The sequence below is a fragment of the Mycobacterium gordonae genome (assembly GCF_001417955.2).
GTDB classification, from domain to species: Bacteria; Actinomycetota; Actinomycetes; order Mycobacteriales; family Mycobacteriaceae; genus Mycobacterium; species Mycobacterium gordonae_B.
The window spans coordinates 32826-50987 of sequence record NZ_LKTM01000293.1 but is presented as its reverse complement, the minus strand read 5'-3'; the positions used below and the strand labels follow the sequence as shown (position 1 = coordinate 50987).

19 protein-coding genes and 1 pseudogene are annotated in these 18162 nt (G+C 68.0%); 12 read left to right on the top strand and 8 right to left on the bottom strand.

Features of this window, described 5'->3' with window-relative positions:
• Positions 1–275: 275 nt before the first annotated feature.
• On the bottom strand, positions 276–1070 hold the full coding sequence (locus AO501_RS19765) for a DUF2470 domain-containing protein (RefSeq protein ID WP_055579314.1): 795 nt from the start codon (positions 1068–1070) through the stop codon (positions 276–278).
• A gap of 83 nt (positions 1071–1153) precedes the next feature.
• On the opposite strand from AO501_RS19765, the gene pheA reads away from it, so the two are divergent.
• The gene (gene pheA / locus AO501_RS19760; protein WP_055579317.1) at positions 1154–2083 is read left to right on the top strand and encodes a prephenate dehydratase; all 930 of its coding nucleotides are present in this window, start codon (positions 1154–1156) and stop codon (positions 2081–2083) included.
• Positions 2080–2784: a histidine phosphatase family protein gene (locus AO501_RS19755; protein ID WP_055579313.1), complete on the top strand. Its 705-nt coding sequence runs from the start codon at positions 2080–2082 to the stop codon at positions 2782–2784. Before pheA ends, AO501_RS19755 begins: the two co-directional genes overlap by 4 nt.
• Here AO501_RS19755 and AO501_RS39525 read toward each other — a convergent pair.
• The 3 genes and pseudogenes from AO501_RS39525 to AO501_RS19745 all read right to left on the bottom strand — a co-directional run bounded on the left by AO501_RS39525 (position 2761) and on the right by AO501_RS19745 (position 4786).
• A complete protein-coding gene (locus AO501_RS39525) occupies positions 2761–2976 on the bottom strand; it encodes a hypothetical protein (protein ID WP_082658733.1) in 216 nt (71 codons plus the stop codon). The two genes, AO501_RS19755 and AO501_RS39525, sit on opposite strands and share 24 nt — an antisense overlap.
• A pseudogene (locus tag AO501_RS19750) lies at positions 2973–3400 on the bottom strand (metallopeptidase family protein). The gene AO501_RS39525 and the pseudogene AO501_RS19750 overlap by 4 nt, the downstream one beginning before the upstream one ends.
• A gap of 3 nt (positions 3401–3403) precedes the next feature.
• Complete coding sequence (locus tag AO501_RS19745; protein ID WP_156452689.1) at positions 3404–4786, bottom strand: septum formation family protein; 1383 nt, start codon at positions 4784–4786, stop codon at positions 3404–3406.
• Positions 4787–4875: 89 nt separating this feature from the next.
• Between AO501_RS19745 and serS the strand changes: the two genes are divergently transcribed.
• Positions 4876–6135: a serine--tRNA ligase gene (gene serS / locus AO501_RS19740; protein WP_055579310.1), complete on the top strand. Its 1260-nt coding sequence runs from the start codon at positions 4876–4878 to the stop codon at positions 6133–6135.
• 105 nt (positions 6136–6240) lie between these two features.
• Positions 6241–7338, top strand: coding sequence for a sensor domain-containing diguanylate cyclase (locus AO501_RS19735; protein WP_063892896.1), 1098 nt, complete (start codon positions 6241–6243; stop codon positions 7336–7338).
• An 18-nt stretch (positions 7339–7356) separates the two neighbouring features.
• On the opposite strand, the gene AO501_RS19730 is transcribed toward AO501_RS19735, so the two are convergent.
• Complete coding sequence (locus AO501_RS19730) at positions 7357–7854, bottom strand: DUF2834 domain-containing protein (protein WP_055579308.1); 498 nt, start codon at positions 7852–7854, stop codon at positions 7357–7359.
• A gap of 80 nt (positions 7855–7934) precedes the next feature.
• On the opposite strand from AO501_RS19730, the gene AO501_RS19725 reads away from it, so the two are divergent.
• Together AO501_RS19725 and AO501_RS19720 are read left to right on the top strand one after the other, a co-directional pair.
• Positions 7935–8570, top strand: a complete 636-nt coding sequence (locus tag AO501_RS19725) for a TetR/AcrR family transcriptional regulator (RefSeq protein ID WP_055579307.1) — start codon at positions 7935–7937, stop codon at positions 8568–8570.
• Between the two features lie 47 nt (positions 8571–8617).
• Entirely contained in the window at positions 8618–10186 is a 1569-nt protein-coding gene (locus AO501_RS19720; RefSeq protein WP_055579306.1) for a phytoene desaturase family protein, read from the top strand.
• A gap of 80 nt (positions 10187–10266) precedes the next feature.
• Here AO501_RS19720 and AO501_RS19715 read toward each other — a convergent pair whose 3' ends face one another.
• The 3 genes from AO501_RS19715 to AO501_RS19705 are packed head-to-tail and all read right to left on the bottom strand — an operon-like array spanning position 10267 to position 12925.
• On the bottom strand, positions 10267–10605 hold the full coding sequence (locus AO501_RS19715; RefSeq protein WP_055579305.1) for a hypothetical protein: 339 nt from the start codon (positions 10603–10605) through the stop codon (positions 10267–10269).
• Positions 10602–12152: an MBL fold metallo-hydrolase gene (locus AO501_RS19710; protein ID WP_055579304.1), complete on the bottom strand. Its 1551-nt coding sequence runs from the start codon at positions 12150–12152 to the stop codon at positions 10602–10604. The genes AO501_RS19715 and AO501_RS19710 overlap by 4 nt, the downstream gene beginning before the upstream one ends.
• A gap of 47 nt (positions 12153–12199) precedes the next feature.
• The gene (locus AO501_RS19705; RefSeq protein ID WP_055579303.1) at positions 12200–12925 is read right to left on the bottom strand and encodes a phosphotransferase; all 726 of its coding nucleotides are present in this window, start codon (positions 12923–12925) and stop codon (positions 12200–12202) included.
• 49 nt (positions 12926–12974) lie between these two features.
• Between AO501_RS19705 and AO501_RS19700 the strand changes: the two genes are divergently transcribed.
• The 6 genes from AO501_RS19700 to AO501_RS19675 all read left to right on the top strand — a co-directional run bounded on the left by AO501_RS19700 (position 12975) and on the right by AO501_RS19675 (position 18128).
• On the top strand, positions 12975–13754 hold the full coding sequence (locus AO501_RS19700; protein ID WP_055579302.1) for a lysophospholipid acyltransferase family protein: 780 nt from the start codon (positions 12975–12977) through the stop codon (positions 13752–13754).
• A 3-nt stretch (positions 13755–13757) separates the two neighbouring features.
• Positions 13758–14513, top strand: a complete 756-nt coding sequence (locus tag AO501_RS19695) for a lysophospholipid acyltransferase family protein (RefSeq protein ID WP_055579301.1) — start codon at positions 13758–13760, stop codon at positions 14511–14513.
• A gap of 19 nt (positions 14514–14532) precedes the next feature.
• The gene (locus tag AO501_RS19690) at positions 14533–15336 is read left to right on the top strand and encodes a lysophospholipid acyltransferase family protein (RefSeq protein WP_055579300.1); all 804 of its coding nucleotides are present in this window, start codon (positions 14533–14535) and stop codon (positions 15334–15336) included.
• Between the two features lie 23 nt (positions 15337–15359).
• Positions 15360–16202, top strand: coding sequence for a Cof-type HAD-IIB family hydrolase (locus AO501_RS19685; RefSeq protein ID WP_055579299.1), 843 nt, complete (start codon positions 15360–15362; stop codon positions 16200–16202).
• A gap of 70 nt (positions 16203–16272) precedes the next feature.
• On the top strand, positions 16273–16965 hold the full coding sequence (locus AO501_RS19680) for a hypothetical protein (RefSeq protein ID WP_055579298.1): 693 nt from the start codon (positions 16273–16275) through the stop codon (positions 16963–16965).
• Complete coding sequence (locus AO501_RS19675) at positions 16962–18128, top strand: glutathionylspermidine synthase family protein (RefSeq protein WP_055579297.1); 1167 nt, start codon at positions 16962–16964, stop codon at positions 18126–18128. Before AO501_RS19680 ends, AO501_RS19675 begins: the two co-directional genes overlap by 4 nt.
• Positions 18129–18162 lie beyond the last annotated feature (34 nt).

Below are 18162 nucleotides of genomic sequence, written 5' to 3'. Positions count from 1 at the left end.
CAATCAACGGCAGTTCATGTCGGCGCTGCTGCACCGGGCCGGCAGCCCGGCGGTGTGGCTCAACCCGTGGCGTTGGTGTGGGGCGGGGCGGCGGTTGGGCGGCGGCTCGTTGTGGTGTGCGTGATCCGCGTGGTGGCGGTGCGACCCGGCGAATGACCTGAGACGGTTCCGGCGGGACCGCCTGCCCCGGCGGGGGCTGGCTCGGCCGGCGCAATCGGGGCGGTTCGGGTGGTCGATCGCCGTTCACCCGGCTAACTTACGTCGCCGGCGGCGCTTTATCGGCGTGCGCGCAGTCCATTGACGAACGGACATCCCATCAGAACGCGGATGGCCTGGCGCAGGCCGTTCATGTCATCGACCGGCTTGTGGAACGGCAGCCGGATGTCGCGGTCGCCGTCGTTGCCCTCTACGCGGAAGCGCACGCCGTAGCGGTCCAGCCCGAGGGGGCGTACGTGACCGCGGCGCAGCGGCGTGGGCAGCCGGGACACCAGCCGGGCGATCACGTCGTCGTGCGCGGTGGCGAGGTGCCACAGCAACGTCGACTCAATTTCGCAGAACGGGTCGGGCCGAGCGGCGAGCAGGTCGCGGACCGAAACCGGCTCGGCGCCGGTCGCGTCGGTCACCACCACGGAGTCGATGATGAGGCGCAACAGGGTGTAGCGAGGTTCATCGACATCCGACGGCGTAGAACTGGGTCTGTCCACCTGGAGCAGCGTCGGGTCCGGGTCCTCGGTGGCGATCAGGTCCAGTATTTTGGCCACCGCGCCACGGGGAATCCGGTGCAGCCGACCGCGCACCCACACCAGCGAACGAACGGGTTCGCGCACCGGAAGCGGCGCGTAGTCGGTCAATTCCAGCAAACTCTGAGTCCCGCACTCCAGACCATCGGCGCCGGCGCGGGGGACGGCCACCGCGAAGGAGCCGTCGTACAGCAGGTGGTGCACGGGCGTGGCCACCGGCTCCCGGCCCTCGATCGCCAGCAGGGCGCCGTCGGCGCGTGAGCAGGCGCTGCGTATGCGCTCTGCGGTGGTGGGTGTCGGATGTGCGACTGCGAGCACCGGTACCTCCATGCTAGTTAGGTAAGCCTAAGATAACTTAGCGCGGCGGTCGGAGCAAGGGCGGGTGACGCGGCCGCGCCGTTAGGGTTGTGGGCGTGGCCCGCATCGCTTACCTCGGTCCGGAGGGGACGTTCACCGAGGCTGCACTGCTGAAGATGACCGCCGACGGGCTCGTCCCCGACCATGACCCGCAGCCGCTGCAGCCGTTGCCGGTGGACAGCACGCCCGCGGCCCTGGATGCCGTGCGCGACGGAAGTGCGGATTACGCCTGCGCACCGATCGAGAACTCGATCGACGGGTCGCTGGCACCCACCCTGGACAGCCTCGCCATCGGCTCACCGCTGCAGATCTACGCCGAGACAACCCTGGATGTGGCGTTCGACATCGTCGTCCGGCCCGGCCGCACCGCCGCAGACGTGCACACGCTGGCCGCCATCGGCGTGGCTGCGGCGCAGGTCCGCCGCTGGCTCACCGCCAATCTGCCCGGCGCCGAACTCAAGCCGGCCTACTCCAACGCCGACGCCGCGCAACAGGTGGCCGACGGACTGGTCGATGCCGCCGTCACCTCGCCGCTGGCCGCGGCCCAGCGCGGCCTGCAGGCGATCGCCGCGGGTGTGGTCGACGAATCCAACGCACGCACCCGGTTCGTGCTGATCGGCCGCCCCGGCCCGCCGCCGGCGCGCACCGGCGCCGATCGCACGGCAGCGGTGCTGCGGATCGAGAATGTCCCCGGCGCGCTGCTGCAGGCGCTGACCGAGTTCGCCATGCGCGGCATCGACCTGACCCGCATCGAGTCCCGGCCCACCCGAACCGGGCTGGGCACCTACATGTTCTTCGTGGACTGCGTCGGCCATGTCGACGACGATGCCGTCGCCCAGGCACTCATGGCGCTGCACCGACGTTGTGCCGATGTGCGTTACTTGGGTTCCTGGCCGACGGGCCAGGCTGCGGGGGTACTGCCGCCGTCGGCGGACGAGGCGTCGAGCTGGCTGGCGGGGCTGCGAAACGGGGAGATACAGCGATGAGCGGCCGGTTGGTGTTGGTGCGGCACGGGCAGTCCTTCGGCAACGTCGAACGCCGGTTGGACACCCTGCCGCCCGGAGCGGCCCTGACGCCGCTGGGTCGTGATCAGGCACGGGCGTTCGCCCGGGGCGGGCACAGTCGCCCGACCATCCTGGCGCACTCAGTGGCCGTCCGCGCGTCGCAAACGGCGGCCGTCATCGCCACGGAACTCGATCTGGCGGCGCAGGAGGTGGCCGGCATCCACGAGGTGCAGGTCGGTGAGCTGGAAAACCGCAACGACGACGAGGCGGTCGCCGAGTTTCAGTCCATCTACAAGCGGTGGCATCTCGGCGAAAGGGACGTGGCGCTACCCGGCGGTGAGACCGCCAACGACGTCTTGGAGCGGTACGTGCCCGTGCTCACCGAGCTGCGCATGCGCTACCTGGACGACGATCGCTTCGACGGCGACATCGTGGTGGTCAGCCACGGCGCTGCGATCCGGCTTGCGGCGGCGGTGCTGGCGGGAGTGGACGGTGCCTTCGTGCTGGACAACCCCTTGGACAACGCCGAATCGGTGGCGCTGGCGCCGATCACCGACGGACGGTGGAGTTGTGTGCGCTGGGGTGCGTTGACGCCGCCGTTCTACCCGGAACCCGGGCCCATGGACCTGGCGAAGGACGCCGGGAAAGACCCAGTCGCGTCAAGCACCGATCCCATGCGCTGACCTGATCACCTCGCCGGACGATTCCGCGCAGGCGCAACCGATCACGTCGCAGTCGACGACGAACTCGTGGGTGAACAACTCCGGGGCGACGCAGTCCGGGTCGGTGCATTCCGGCCTGCCCAGCCAGTGACGAATAACAGTGCCGTGGCAGTGATCTAAGCCTGCCCGGCAGTCGCGGCAGCCTGTGCTCATAAGCCGTTCATAGCACCGGGCGCCGACAGAACAGGGTTGCCGCGCCTGGTTCAGGCCCGGTAAAAGCCGGCGATCACGCCCAGCCCAGCTCGTCGAGCCGGTCGTCGTCGATGCCGAAGTGATGCGCGATCTCGTGGATCACCGTGATCGCGACCTGCTCGACCACGTCGGTGTCGGACTCGCAGACATCCAGCAGGGCGTCTCGGTAGATGGTGATGGTGTCCGGCAGTGCTCCGGCGTAGTCGGAGTCGCGCTCGGTCAGCGCCACCCCTTCGTAGAGCCCGAGCAGGTCGTCCTCGTGGGCATGACGGTCGGCGACCAGCACCACGACGTTGTCCATGGCGGCCGTCAGTTCCATCGGGATCAGGTCCAGTGCGTCGGAGACCAACTCGTCGAACCGCCGCGGGTCCATCCGCACGGCCACGGGCTAACCCGGTGGTGGCTCGTTGGCCGGTGCACCTTCGGGCGCCTGCGCCGGTGCCGGGGCACCGCCGTCAGCCGGTGGCGGCGCCTGGGCCGGCTGGGTTGCCGAAGGCGCCTGGCTCGCCGGGGACGACGGTGCGCGCGGGGGCGTCACCACCGGCTGTTGGTTGGGCAGGTGCTGATCGCCGGGCGGGGTCGCCGGCGTCTGCTGCTGAGGTTGTTGCTGCTGCGGCTGCTGGGCGGGCAGCTGCACCGGGATCTGCGGGAGCGTGAGCCGCTCCTGCGGGATGTCAGGTGGGGGGACCGGCGCCTGGCCGTTGATCAGCAACGGCCCCTTGGCGCTGTTGAGCAGCGTGGCCCAGCCCCCGTTGCCCAGAGTGGCGCCGATGTTGCATGCGACCTCGCGGCTGCCCGCCGACCAACTGGGCAGCGAGATCGTGGGGTAGATCAGGGTCAGCGTGGTCGTCCGCAGCTTGATGGGCGCGAGGTAGGCGTCCGTCATCTTCGTGCAGGCATCCTTGATGAAACCGTCCTGCTCGGCCTCCGGGGGCAGCGCGTTGGGGAACTTCTCGGCCAGGTTGACCGTGCCGGTGACCTCCATGGCATGCGGGGCCGAGCAGTCCACCGGCACGTCGACCGGCTGGTTGGTGGTCGGATCGATGCCCAGGCAGGTGCCCGCCGGCCAGACTTTGGACTGGTCGATGTCGGCGATCTTGCCCTTGAAGGCCACCTGTTCGTTGTTGGGGCCGGGCAACTGCAGGCCGCAGAGCATGCGGCGCTCGCCGTTCTGGCGCCAGGCCCGGTCGCCCGACCACAGCATGCTGACGGTGAACTTGCTGTTGGGGTCGAACTTCGGGCCGAGATATCGGCGCACGGCCGGATCGCACTGCTCGGCGTTGATCTGCTGGATGCGGGCCGGTGACGGGGGCGCGGCACTGGGGCCGTACTCCGAGCCGGGGAAGGTGCGCATGTCGACGGACTCGGCGACCTCGAAGCGGTGGTCGTCGGCGCAGTTCACGATGCTGGCCGACTCCGGCGTGCCGTCCGGCCAGTTCAGGCAGTCGCCGCTGGTGGCGCGGGCGAACGCGGCGTTGCCCTTGCTTCCGGTGCTGGGCACCGGGTTGCTGTCGATGAAGCCGGCCAACCGTCCGGGGCCGGTACCCACGGCGGGCAGCGCGGTCACCAGGCCGGCGATCAGCAGGCCACCCAGAGCGGTGAGCAGCAGGCCACGCCTGGTTGCGGAGGCCTGCAGAGAGCGCGGCCAGCGGAAACCCTCCGGCGACGGCTCGGACGCGTCGGCCGCCTGCGGTTCCTCGGCAGCCGACGACTCTGCCGCTTCGTCGGCGGCAGGCTCGGGTGCCGGTTCTTTCTCGGGCGCGTCCAACATCGGGTCCATTCTGACAGGACCGACTGTGAGGCGTGAAAATCGTTGCGCATGTGAGATCGGGCGGAGACCCGGGAAGTAGTCTTGCGGCCGTGATCGACCTCAAGCTCCTCCGGGAGGAGCCCGATGCCGTACGACGCTCGCAACTCAGCCGCGGTGAGGACCCGGCCCTGGTAGACGCGTTGTTGACCGCGGACACGGCGCGCCGCGCGGCGATCTCGGCCGCCGATTCGCTGCGTGCCGAACAGAAGACCGCGAGCAAGAGCGTGGGCAAGGCCTCCCCGGAGGAACGCCCGGCGCTGTTGCAGCGCGCCAAGGACCTCGCCGAGCAGGTCAAAGCCGCCGAGGCGGACCAGGCCGCGGCCGAGGCGGCGTTCACCGCGGCGCACATGGCGATCTCCAACGTCATCATCGAGGGGGTCCCGGCCGGGGGAGAGGACGACTACGCCGTCCTGGAAATCGTCGGTGAGCCGCCGACGCTTGCCGACCCGAAGGACCACCTGGAGCTCGGCGAATCGCTGGGCTTGATCGACATGCAGCGCGGCGCCAAGGTGTCGGGTTCCCGGTTCTACTTTCTGACCGGCCGCGGTGCGCTCCTGCAGTTGGGACTGCTGCAACTGGCGCTGCGGGTGGCCGTGGAGAACGGTTTCATCCCGATGATCCCGCCGGTCCTGGTGCGCCCCGAGGTGATGGCGGGCACCGGCTTCCTGGGCGCTCACGCCGACGAGGTGTACCGGCTCGAGGCGGACGACCTGTATCTGGTCGGCACTTCGGAGGTGCCGCTCGCCGGCTATCACTCGGGCGAAATCCTGGACCTGGCGGGCGGGCCGCTGCGGTACGCCGGCTGGTCGTCGTGCTTCCGTCGCGAAGCGGGCAGTTACGGCAAGGACACCCGCGGGATCATCCGGGTGCACCAGTTCGACAAGGTGGAGGGCTTCGTCTACAGCCGGCCGGAAGAGGCCGAGGCCGAACACCAGCGGCTGCTGGGCTGGCAGCGCGAAATGCTGGGGCTGATCGAGGTGCCGTACCGGGTGATCGATGTGGCCGCGGGCGATCTCGGCTCGTCGGCCGCGCGCAAGTTCGACTGCGAAGCCTGGGTGCCGACCCAGGCGACGTATCGCGAGCTGACCTCGACGTCGAATTGCACCACCTTCCAGGCACGCCGGCTGGCCACGCGCTACCGGGACGCCAACGGCAAGCCGCAGACCGCAGCCACGCTGAACGGCACGCTGGGCACCACGCGATGGCTGGTGTCGATCTTGGAGAACCACCAACAGCCCGACGGCAGCGTGCGCGTTCCGGCGGCGTTGGCGCCGTTCGTGGGCACCGAGTTACTGGAACCGGCCGGCTGAGCAATAACAAATGGCAAATTTGGGCATTCTGTCCCGACTGTCATTTGCTGAACCGGGCCGGCGGCGGCGCTGCGACTCCCCGGAGCCTTCAGTGGGGGGAGCGCGATGGGGAGGCTCGGCGTGTGGTGGCGGCAGCCTGATCACTTCGATCACCTGGCGTCACTGTTGCAGTCCCGCGGTATGGCAGGCCGGACCCGCGCCACGATCGCGCTGATCGGCGCCTCGCTGGCCGTCCTCATCCTGGCGACGATCTGGAGTCAGACCGGACCTCGCGGGCCTGCGCAGCTGGTCTGTGCGCTCGCCGCGGCCGCCGGAGCCGCGCTGGGCGCGCTGCTGTGGACGCTGCGCTGGCCCACCCGCGCGCAGGCCGTGGGGTTCTCGGTGCTCTCCTCGTCCAGCATCGGGCTGGCCGCGATGGCGCAGAGCGATCCCCTGGTGGCCATCCTCGCGTGCACGATCCTGGCAACGATGGCCGGATACATCGCGGTGTTCCACGGGCCGCCGCTGATGCTCTTCAACCTCGCCATCGCCGCACTGGCGGGAGCGGTACAGGCCATGCGCATCTCGGTCGGATCGGGCGTGGTCAGCGCGCTCTGCGCCTACACCGTGGTCCTGACGCTGAACCTGTCGGTGCCGTTCGGCATCCAGGCGGTGGCCCAGATGCTCGGCGTCGACGCCATGCGGGCCGAGCGGGACCAGCTCACCGGGTTGCTCAACCGTCGGGCCTTCCACCGGCGCGCATCGCGGCATCTGCAGCGCGACCCGGCCTTGCGGGATCAACTGGTGGTGACGGTGATCGATCTCGATCGCTTCAAGCAGCTCAACGATCGGCACGGCCATAGCACCGGCGACGCCGCGCTGGTGGCGGTTGCGCGGGCGCTGCGGGAGTGCACCGACGACACCGCACTGCTGGCCCGGGTGGGTGGGGAGGAGTTCGTCATCGCCGACGTCTGCGACCCCGACGAGGTCCGTCTGCGGGCGCAGCGGCTGTGCGACGCCATCGCCGCGCTGCCGTTCGACCTCACGGCCAGCGTCGGCACCGCCGTGATCGATCGGCAGCCGGGCTTTGCACTCGACGCTCGCACCTCACTCGACGAGCTGATCTGCGCGGCCGACGCCGCGATGTACGTCGCGAAACGCCGCGGCGGCAACCAGACCTGGCACCACGAGAGCGATTACCGCAGCGACGGCGTCAGCGCCTAGCTGTACCTAGCCGGTCGCTCAGGCCGCAACCTTCGGCGCCCTCACGGTGGCGGCCCGTTCGTGCCGGTGCTGGCGCTCGATGGTGGCGAAGTAGAACGCGAACGCGAACGCGAAGCTGGTGAACAGGCTGCTGACGAAGAACAGCCACGGCCGCTTGAAACCGCGCCGATAGCCGTCGGTGATGGAGAACAGCGGCAACAGGATCACGTTGGCGATCGTGTAGTCCTGGCTGGCCGAGCCGGCGGCCGGGTTGGTGAACATCAGCTGGATGTACTGCGTCCAGCTACCCGGACCCCAGAGTGGGTTGTGTACGCCCATGTGGGCGTACTCCTGCACGAAGCGGATGTTGAAGTACCAGCCGAGCGCGATCGACGCGATGCCGACGACGTAGTACACGACTTCCAGCGGTGAGAACGCCGGCCCGACGGCCGGCCGCGCATAGACCTGCCGGTTGGAGGAGACAATCCAGAAGACGACGGCGATACCGAGGACGGCGTGCGCGATGAGAGACACCATGGCCGCAGTCTGGTCCGGCAAGCGAAGTTTTGTCAATATTGTCATAACTAATTCTTGAGTTGCTGCGGTACCTTACTGCCATGGTCAGGCCGGCTCAGACGGCGCGCAGCGAACGCACGCGGGAGGCGCTGCGTCAGGCGGCGGTGGTGCGATTCCTGGCCCAGGGTGTGGAGGACACGTCGGCCGAGCAGATCGCTGCCGATGCCGGAGTTTCGCTGCGGACCTTCTACCGCCACTTCAGCTCCAAGCACGACCTGTTGTTCGCCGACTACACCGGATTGAACTGGTTCCGGGCCGCGCTGGACGCCCGTCCCGTCGACGAGGCGGTGATCGACTCGGTGCAGGCGGCGGTCTTCGCCTTCCCCTACGACGTCGAAGCCGTCACCAAGATCGCGACCTTGCGCGGCGGCGAACTGGATCCCGGCCGCATCGTCCGGCATATCCGCGACGTCCAGGCCGACCTGGCGGACGCCATCCAGGAACAGCTACTCCGTCGCGGCTGCACCAATGGCCATACGGGTGATGCGAGATTGCGCAGCACGGTGATCGCCCGGTGTATCGCGGCGGCGATCTTCGGGGCGATGGAGGCCTGGATGCTGGGTGCCGACCGGTCGCTCGGCGAGCTGGCGAGGATGAGTCACGTGGCTCTGGAGTCGCTGCGGTCCGGACTGAGCGATTGCTGGGCCACCTGGGCAACGGGTCAAGTTTCGTCATAATTGACAAAACTTCGCGAGCGTGCCAGCCTCCCACTCAGGAGGTCGGCATGTCTGAAACTGGGAACGAGTTCGACGCGATCGTCATCGGAGCGGGCCACAACGGGTTGACCGCGGCGGTGCTGCTGCAACGGGCGGGGCTGCGGACCGTCTGCCTGGACGGCAAGCTCTACGCGGGCGGCATGGCCTCCACCGTGGAACTGTTCGACGGCTACCACTTCGAGATCGCCGGCTCGGTGCAGTTCCCCACCTCGGCGGAGGTCATCAGCGAACTCGGCCTGGACGCGCTGCCGACGGTGGACCTCGAGGTGATGTCGGTGGCGCTGCGCGGAGTCGGCGACGATCCGCTGGTCCAGTACAGCGACCCGATGAAGATGTTCGCCCACCTCAACGAGGTGCACGGCGCCGATGCGGTGGCCGGGATGGGCGGTCTGCTGATGTGGGCCCAGGCACCCACCCGAGCGCTGGGCCGCTTCGAGGCGGGGACGCCGCCCAAGACCTTCGACGAGATGTATGCCTGCGCCACCAACGAATTCGAGCGCTCCGCGATCGACGACATGCTGTTCGGCTCGGTCACCGACGTGCTGGACCGCTACTTCCCGGACCGCGACAAGCACGGCGCGATACGGGGATCGATGACGGTGCTGGCCGTCAACACCCTCTACCGCGGTCCGTCCACGCCCGGTAGCGCCGCCGCGCTGGCGTTCGGGCTCGGCATCCCCGAAGGCGACTTCGTCCAGATGAAGAAGCTGCGCGGCGGCATCGGCGCGCTGACCGCACATCTGGCTCAGGTGCTGGAGGACAACGGCGGTGAGGTGCGGTTGCGGTCCAAGGTCACCGAGATCCTGGTGGCTGACGGCAAGGTGGCCGGGGTGCGCACCGAGGGCGGGGAGACCCTGACCGCACCGATCGTCGTCTCCTCCGTGGCACCCGACGTCACGGTCAACGACCTGATCGATCCGTCGGTGTTGCCCGCCGAGATCCGGGAACGCTACGGCCGCATCGACCACCGCGGCAGCTACCTGCAGATGCACTTCGCGCTGGAGGAGGCGCCGCAGTTCAGCGCTCCCTACGAGGCGCTCAACGACCCGACCATGCAGGCGTCGATCGGCATCTTCTGCACACCGGAGGAAGTCCAGCAGCAGTGGGAGGACTGCCGCCGCGGCATCGTGCCGGCGGACCCGACGCTGGTGCTGCAGATCCCGTCGGTGCACGATCCGGACCTCGCGCCCGAGGGCAAGCACGCCGCATCAGCGTTCGCGCTGTGGTTCCCCATCGAAGGGGGCGCCGACTACGGTCAGGCCAAAGTCGAGATGGGGCAACGGGTCATCGACAAGATCACCCGGCTGGCACCGAATTTCGAGCGCAGCATCATCCGGCACACCACCTTCACGCCCAAGCACATGGGCGTGATGTTCGGCGCCCCCGGCGGTGACTACTGCCACGGCCTGCTCAGCTCCGATCAGATCGGGCAGAATCGGCCGGGCCCCAAAGGCTATATCGGACAGCCGATTCCGGTGCAGGGTCTGTATCTGGGCAGCGCCGGATGTCACGGCGGCCCGGGAATCACGTTCACCCCGGGTTACAACGCCGGGCGCGCGGCGCTGGAAGACCGCTAGCCGTTCAGCCGTCGCGCCGAGCGTGAAGCTGGCCGCACGTTCGGCGACGAGCGTGAAGCTGGCCGCGCGTTCGGCGAAGGTCAGCCGCGCTTGTCGAGCAGTTCGTCCAGGCAGGCGAGGAACTCGTCGGGACGCGCCGGGGTGAAGGCGGGCTGCGAGCCCGGTATGTCGAGGGTGATCAACGTCGACTTCAGCGGCCGGTAGAGATCCAGCGGCAGCCAGCGGCGCAGGTCCGGGCTGCCCCAGACATTGAACCGGACGGTGAGCAGGCCGAGCGGCTCGGCCTTGTATCCGCGGATCTGGTCCAGCCCGATGACTTTCGCGGTGCCGGAGGGAAAGTGGTAGCGGCGCAACGTGATCGCCATCTGGTCCAGCTGGACGGCGCCGTCGTCGTAGCACAAATCCGAGACGGTGCTCATGCCCGGCTGCTCCGCAACTCGTGGCCACGGGTAGTCAGGCAGCGTCCATCCTCCAGTCGCCATTGCCAGCCATGCAGGTTGCACGTCAGCGTATTGCCTTCGACCACACCGAATTTCGATAGATCGGCCTTCAGGTGGGGGCAGCGCCGCTGAATCTCCCAGCCGTCCAGCGTGATCGAGGCCGAATCGTCGTGGCTCTCGGCGAACCAGCCGTCGGCGTAGGCGATCCGTTCATCGGTCAGGCACTTGAAGAACGTGTACAGGTATTCGTTGTAGCCACCGACGCGCCAGGCCCGGAACCGGGTCGACAGGAAGATGGTGTTGACCCAGTCCGGCTCGTTGTCGCGCAGCACCGTGCGCACCAGCTCCGGCGCGATCTCGAACCCGTAGCGGAACTTCTCGTCCGGGATGGCCTCCCGCACCGCCCGTTTGGGAAAGTCCAGGATCACCGTCTCCGGACCGATCACCAGTTCCACCGGATACCCGATGCCGTCACAGATCTCGTTGCTCTGCAACATGATCGGCTCGAACAACGCCCGCAACGGCTCCAGCAGCGGTTCGCCGGTGGCAGGCGCCCAGCCGGCTTTCTCGGCGGCCAGCACCGGCGCCATCCGCGCTGCATAGTCGGCGATGTAGTCGGCTTTGCCGGTCATGAAAATCGCCTCCACCTCTTCGGTGGGCAGCGGGTGCTGCAGCGAATTGAGTTGCGGGCCGGTGAAATCGGCGACCGACCCGGGCATCATCAACAGGCCGCGGTCGTGGCCGTGGCGGCGCATCTGGTCCAGGAACACCATCTGATCGGGGAAGATGTTGGCCGGGTCGTGGCGGTCGTCGTTGAGCTGACGCAGCGCCGGGTCCAGGAAGGCCGGCGGGCCGGCCGACGGCACCACCCACGTCGCGCCCACCTGCGAGATGTACTGCCGCGCCCGGTCCATGCCCCGCTGGCGCTTCTGGGTGGCGAACGCCTCCTTGGCGCGGGCCGGCATGTCGTAGACCATCGGGTACCAGATCGCACCCGAGTACTGCAGCAGGTGGACGTCGATGTGGCCGAAGTCGGCGGCGAGCACGTCCAGGTCGACCGGACGCGCGTCGTTCATGTTGAATACCGTGGTCTCACCGTCGGAGACCACCAGCGCCGAGTCACCGATCGGGCCGTCAGCCGGTGCCCGCAGCGCGATGATCATGATGTCGAGGTCGCCCTTGGGCCCGGACACCTGGTGAGACACCGAGTCCGTCGTCTCGAAGAACCGGTGGAATCCCAACTTCTCGAACTCGTGCCGCAGATCCGGCACCGGGAAGTCGGGCAGCAGCACGACCGCGTCCTTGTTGACGTGGGCATCCAGCAGCGCGGCGTCGAAGTGGTCCTTGTGCAGGTGCGAGACGTACAGGTAGTCACAGTCGCCCAAGGCGTCCCAGTCCAGGCCGCTATTGTCTGGGAACGGGAACCACGACCCGAAGTAGGCGGGGTTCACCCAGGGGTCGCACAGGACGTTGCCCGCCCGGGTCTGGATCAGAAAGCCGGCGTGGCCGACGCTGGTAACCTGCACAAATACCTTCCCGGACCGTATCGGAGACGCCTCGAGTTTAGCTTGCGTCAGAGGTCCGGGTCCTCCCACAAGCGCCGGTAGTAGTCGATGCGCAGGGGGTCCGGGTCGACGCCGTAGGCGGCGAAGAACTCCGCCTCCCAGTTCTGGCCGGGGTAGTTCCAGCCCAGCGACAGCGTTGCCACGGCCAGGTCGGCCCACCGGTCGGCGACCCCGAGTTCGCCCAGGTCCACATGCCCGCAATAGCGGCCGACGTCGTCGATCAGGGTGTTGGGGGCGCAGGCGTCACCGTGGCAGACCACCAGCCGGTCGATCGGCGGCGGATCCCCGAGGTTGGCCCGGTGAGCGGGATGCAGCACCGGCAGCCGGGCGGCCACCGACCAGTCGAACGGGCACGAGGTAACCGGCAGGCGGTCGTGCATTGTGCGCAACCCCACAGCGATCGCGGCGACCGCGGTGGCGGGGTCGGCCTGCCAGCGGGGGTGCACGGCGGACACCCCGGGCAGCCCGGCGGTGCGCAGCCAGGCGGCACCCTCGTCGACCCCGAAATCGATCACGGCCGGCACCGGGAGGTAGGGCGCGGCCCAGCGCAACCGCCGCACCTCGCTGGTGAAATCGGCCGAGTGGACACCACCCACTTTGATGAACTCGGCGCCGTCGGCCACCCGGAAGGTGAGGTCGCCGAGCTCGTTGCGCCACACCGCGCGCACCCGCCGACCGGCCGCGAGTCGGCGCACCAACCCGGGGACCGGTGGCGGCGACAACGGAAAGGACAACGCTCACCTCTCTGTCTGTGCATTCGCCGGAGCACTAGGCTGAATTGCTGTGGAACCTGCATACGGCACAGCCATCACCCTCGCCCGAATGATCTTCCGCCTGCAGGGTCTCAAGATCACCGTGACCGGCGTGGAGAACTTGCCGACAAGTGGTGGCGCCGTCGTCGCAATCAACCACACGGGTTATCTCGACTTCACTCTGGCGGGTTTGCCGGCCTACAAGCAGGGCCTGGGCCGCAAAGTGCGATTCATGGCCAAGCAGGAGGTGTTCGACCACAAGATCTCGGGCCCGCTGATGCGGTCCTTCCGGCATATCCCGGTGGACCGGGACAGCGGCGCCGCGTCGTACGCGGCGGCCGTGGATAACCTCAAGGCCGGCGAGCTGGTGGGCGTGTACCCAGAGGCGACGATCAGCCGCAGCTTCGAGATCAAGGAATTCAAGACCGGCGCCGCGCGGATGGCGATCGAAGCCGGCGTGCCGATCGTTCCGCACATCGTCTGGGGCGCTCAGCGGATCTGGACCAAGGGCCACCCCAAGAAGATCTTCCGGCCCAAGGTGCCGATTCAGGTGATCGTCGGTGAGCCGATCGAACCGACGCTGTCCACCAATGAACTGACCACCCTGTTGCACTCCCGGATGCAGCACCTGCTGATTCGCGCTCAGGAGCAGTACGGGCCGCACCCGGCCGGGGAATTCTGGGTGCCGCGGCGGCTGGGCGGCGGCGCGCCGTCGCTGGCCGAGGCGGCCCGTATGGACGCGGAGGAGGCGGCGGCAAAGGCGGCGCGTCGCGCGGAGCGGGCCCACCCCACCGGGGCCGCGGAGCAGTGATCGATGGCGGAGCCCATTTACCGCGCCTGCGAGGTCCTGGCCCAGTTCCTGGTCCGGGCCACCGGGACGCGGATCACGTTCATGGGCGAGCAGAACATTCCTGCGCAGGGCGGCGCCGTGGTCGCCATCAACCACACCAGTTACGTCGACTTTCTGCCGGCCGGCCTGGCCATGCGCCGGCGGCACCGTCGGCTGCGGTTCATGATCAAGGCCGAGATGCAGCGGGTGAAGGTCGTCAACTTCCTCATCAAGCAGAACGGTGCGATTCCGGTGGATCGGAGCTCCGGCGCCGATGCCTACGTCTCAGCGGTGCACGCGTTGCAGGAGGGCGAGCTGGTCGCGGTCTATCCGGAAGCCACGATCAGCCGCAGCTTCGAACTCAAGGACTTCAAGACGGGTGCCGCCCGGATGGCCATCGAGGCCGGCGTGCCGATCGTCCCGCTGATCGTCTGGGGCGCGCAACGCATCTGGACCAAGGGACTGCCAAGACAATTGGGGCGCAAGAAGGTGCCGGTCACCGTAGCCGTCGGCCCACCGCTGCAGGCCGCCCCGGACGTCGCGCGCACCAACGATGTGTTGCGCGAGTCGATGACCGTCCTGCTGGAAGAGGTGCAGCAGGATTATCCTCGTCCGGCCGGCGAGCTTTGGCTGCCGCGCCGGCTTGGCGGCGGGGCGCCAACATTGGACGAGGCCGCGCGAATGGACGCTGAGGAGACGGCGGCGAGGGCCGCACGCCGGACACCGCGTCAGTCACGGTAGGGAAAAAGGAGACCCAAAGATGGCCGAGCCAGTCTTCCGGATGCTGGAGTATCTCGTTCCGACCGCTATGGCGTTGAACGGAAACAAGATTACGTACCACGGTCTGGAGAACATCCCGTCGCAGGGCGGCGGCATCATCGCGCTCAACCACACCAGTTATGTGGACTGGATCCCCGCGTCGCTTGCGGCCAAGGAACGCAAGCGCCGGTTGCGGTTCATGATCAAGGCCGAAATGCAGGAGGTGAAGGCGGTCAACTATGTGATCAAGCACATCCAGCTGATCCCGGTGGACCGCAGTATGGGTGCCGATGCCTACGCGGTCGCCGTGCAGCGGCTGCGGGAGGGCGAACTGATCGGGGTGCATCCTGAGGCGACGATCAGCCGAAGCTTCGAACTCCGGGAGTTCAAGACCGGCGCCGCGCGGATGGCGGTGGAGGCGCAGGTGCCGATCATTCCGATGATCGTCTGGGGCGCACACCGGATCTGGCCCAAGGACCATCCGAAAAAGCTGGTGCGCAGCAAGATTCCCATCACCGCGGCAATCGGGCCGCCGTTGGCTCCGGGAGGCGACCACGAAGCGCTCAATGCCACTCTCCGCCAGGCGATGCAGGCGATGCTCTATTGGGCGCAGGAGAATTATCCGCACCCGCCGGGGGAGCCCTGGGTGCCACGCCGGTTGGGCGGGAGCGCGCCGACCCCGGACGAGTCCAAAGAATTCCGCATCGCCGAGCTCGCCGAACGAGCCCGCAAGCGGGCGCAGTACGACGATGCGGCGAAGAAGCGACAGAAGGCGGGACCCACTGACAACGCCGGCCGCCCGTAACCACGCCCCGGCCCAGGGATCCGATGCCTGAGCCGACCTCGCCCTCATCGCCGAACAAACCCGCGCTCATCGGGTGCGACGTCGACGGCACCCTGCTCAATGAGGAAGAAGCGCTCAGCGCGCGCACGCGTGCCGCGGTTCAGGCCGCGGTGGCCGGGGGCACCCACTTCGTGCTGGCCACCGGCCGTCCGCCGCGCTGGATCAGGCCGGTGGTGGAGGCCCTCGGGTTCGCGCCGATGGCGGTCTGCGCGAACGGCGCGGTCATCTACGACCCCGAACACGACAAGGTGTTGTCGGCGCAGACGCTGTCCGTAGACACCCTGGCGGCCCTGGCTGACATCGCGCGGCGGGTCATCCCGGGGGTAGGGCTTGCGGTCGAGCGGATCGGCGAGCGCGCCCACGACACCGCCACCCCGCAATTCATCAGCTCGCCCGGCTACGAGCACGCCTGGCTGAACCCGGACAACACCGAGGTGTCGTTCGACGACCTGCTGAGTGCGCCGGCGATCAAGTTGCTGATCCGTAAGGCCGGAGCCGTCAGCGCGGATATGGCTGCGGCGCTGGCCGGGCACCTCGGCGAGGAAGGCGATCTGACCTACTCCACCAACAACGGCCTGCTGGAGATCCTGCCGAGGGGCATCAGCAAGGCCACCGGCCTGCGCGAGGTCGCCGAACCGCTGGGCATCACCGAGGCGGAGGTGATCGCGTTCGGTGACATGCCGAACGACGTGCCGATGCTGCTGCAGGCCGGGCTCGGCGTGGCCATGGGGAACGCGCACCCCGAAGCGCTGGCCGCTGCCGATGAGGTGACGACGCCCAACAGCGAGGACGGTGTGGCGCGCGTGCTGGAGCGCTGGTGGTCTTAGTCACGGCGGCCGGGAAGATGTGGGAGACTGCCCGCGTGTTCAGGAATGCGGGCGGCCGGAGGGGACGCTAATGGATTCCGAATCAGACCCGCCCGAGGACGGCGGGGCCGAGGAGACCAAGCCCGAAGAGACCAAGCCCGAGCCGAGCGAACCGGCTCCGGATCGTCCGCGCCGGAGTTCGTTGGGTGCGAACCGTCCGTTCAAGGAGCCGCCTGACAAGGTGCCGGACGGCACGCCGCTGCTGAAACCGCTGGGCAGCATCCAGTTCCAGGACGCGGCGACGACCAAGCCGAGGCCCCCGACGCCGGCCGAGTTGCGCGCCCGGAAGAAGCACGAAGAAAAGCAGCGCGAGCTCGAAGAGGCGCGTGAGGCCGCGGAAGCCAAGCGACAGAAGCAGAAGCGCATCCTGATGGGTTCCGCGGCCGCCGTCGGGGTGGTGGGTCTGGTGGCCGGCGTCGGGTACTGGCTGTTGAGGCCCGACAACGTGACGGCGCAGTGCGTCCAGGATGACCCCAATGGCCAGCCGGTGATCGTCCCGGACAGCTACTGCACCGGCCATACGCCGGGCATGAACGGCTTCTTCTTCTGGGGCGGGCATTCCTACCGCTACTACTACGGCAGCTCGGGTTCGGTCGGTCAGCGCCCGATCGGTGGATCGACCAGCATCCCGAAGGGCGCGAACGTCACCACGAAGTCGGGCACCACCATCCAGCGCGGCGGCATCGGGGGCAGTGGCGGCAAGGGCGGGAGCGGCGGCTCGTGAAACGCGCCAGGTCCCAGCCGCGGCCGAATTGGCAGTCGATCGTCGAATCACAGGGGCTGGTCTACGGGACTCCGGCGCGCGACGCCCGCGGCGCCGACCGGCCGTACTGGGACGAGTCGGTCTATTACGAGTTCGAGATGGACGAGATCCTGGCGCTGGAGGCCGACGTCGAGCTGCTGCACTCGATGTGCCTGAATGCCGTCGAACAAGTGGTCTTGATGGAGCGGTACGCGGATTTCGGTCTGCCGGAATGGAGTTGGCCGCACGTCGCCGAATCATGGCGCCGCTCGGATCCACATGTGTACGGCCGCTTCGACTTACGCTATGACGGCCGGCGCCCCGCGGTGCTGCTGGAATACAACGCCGATACGCCGACCACGCTGTTGGAAGCCGCGATCCTGCAATGGTATTGGCTGAAGGACAAGTTCCCCGACGACGATCAGTGGAACTCGTTGCACGAACAGCTGGTCGATCGCTGGAAGATGGTGCGGGATCTGTTGCCCAGCAACGAGTTACACTTCGCCTGGTCGGGCGTGGAGGCCACCGGCGAGGACCAGATCACGACCACCTATCTGCAGGAGACCGCGGCCGAGGCCGGTTTTCAGACGGTCGGGTTGTTGATCGAGGACGTCGGCTGGGACTCCGCGCTGGAGCGTTTCGTCGATCTCGAGGAAGACCCGATCCGGGCGATCTTCAAGCTGCACCCGTGGGAGTGGGTGCTCGACGATCAGTTCGGCAAGTACGTGGTGCAGACGCTGCCGCAGACCATGTGGATCGAACCGTTGTGGAAGACGTTGCTGTCCAACAAGGCGATCCTGGCCGTGCTGTGGGAGATGTATCCGGGGCACCCGAACCTGTTGCCCGCCTATCTGGACGACCCGCACGAACTCACCGAGTACGTGCGCAAGCCGAAGCTCGGACGTGAAGGTGCGAACGTCACCGTCGTCGGCGCCGGCATGGAGACCGCGACCGGCGGCTTCTACGGCGAAGAGGGATTCGTCTATCAGTTGTTGGACCCGTTGCCCGAGTTCGACGACATGCGGCCGGCTCTGGGGGCCTGGGTGGTCGGCGACACCGCTGCGGGGCTTGGCATCCGCGAGACGGCCGGACTCATCACCGATGATGGCGCGGCGTTCGTTCCACACCGAATTCCCCTGAGATGAACCTTCCTTTTGAGATGAACGGAGCTGATCTGCG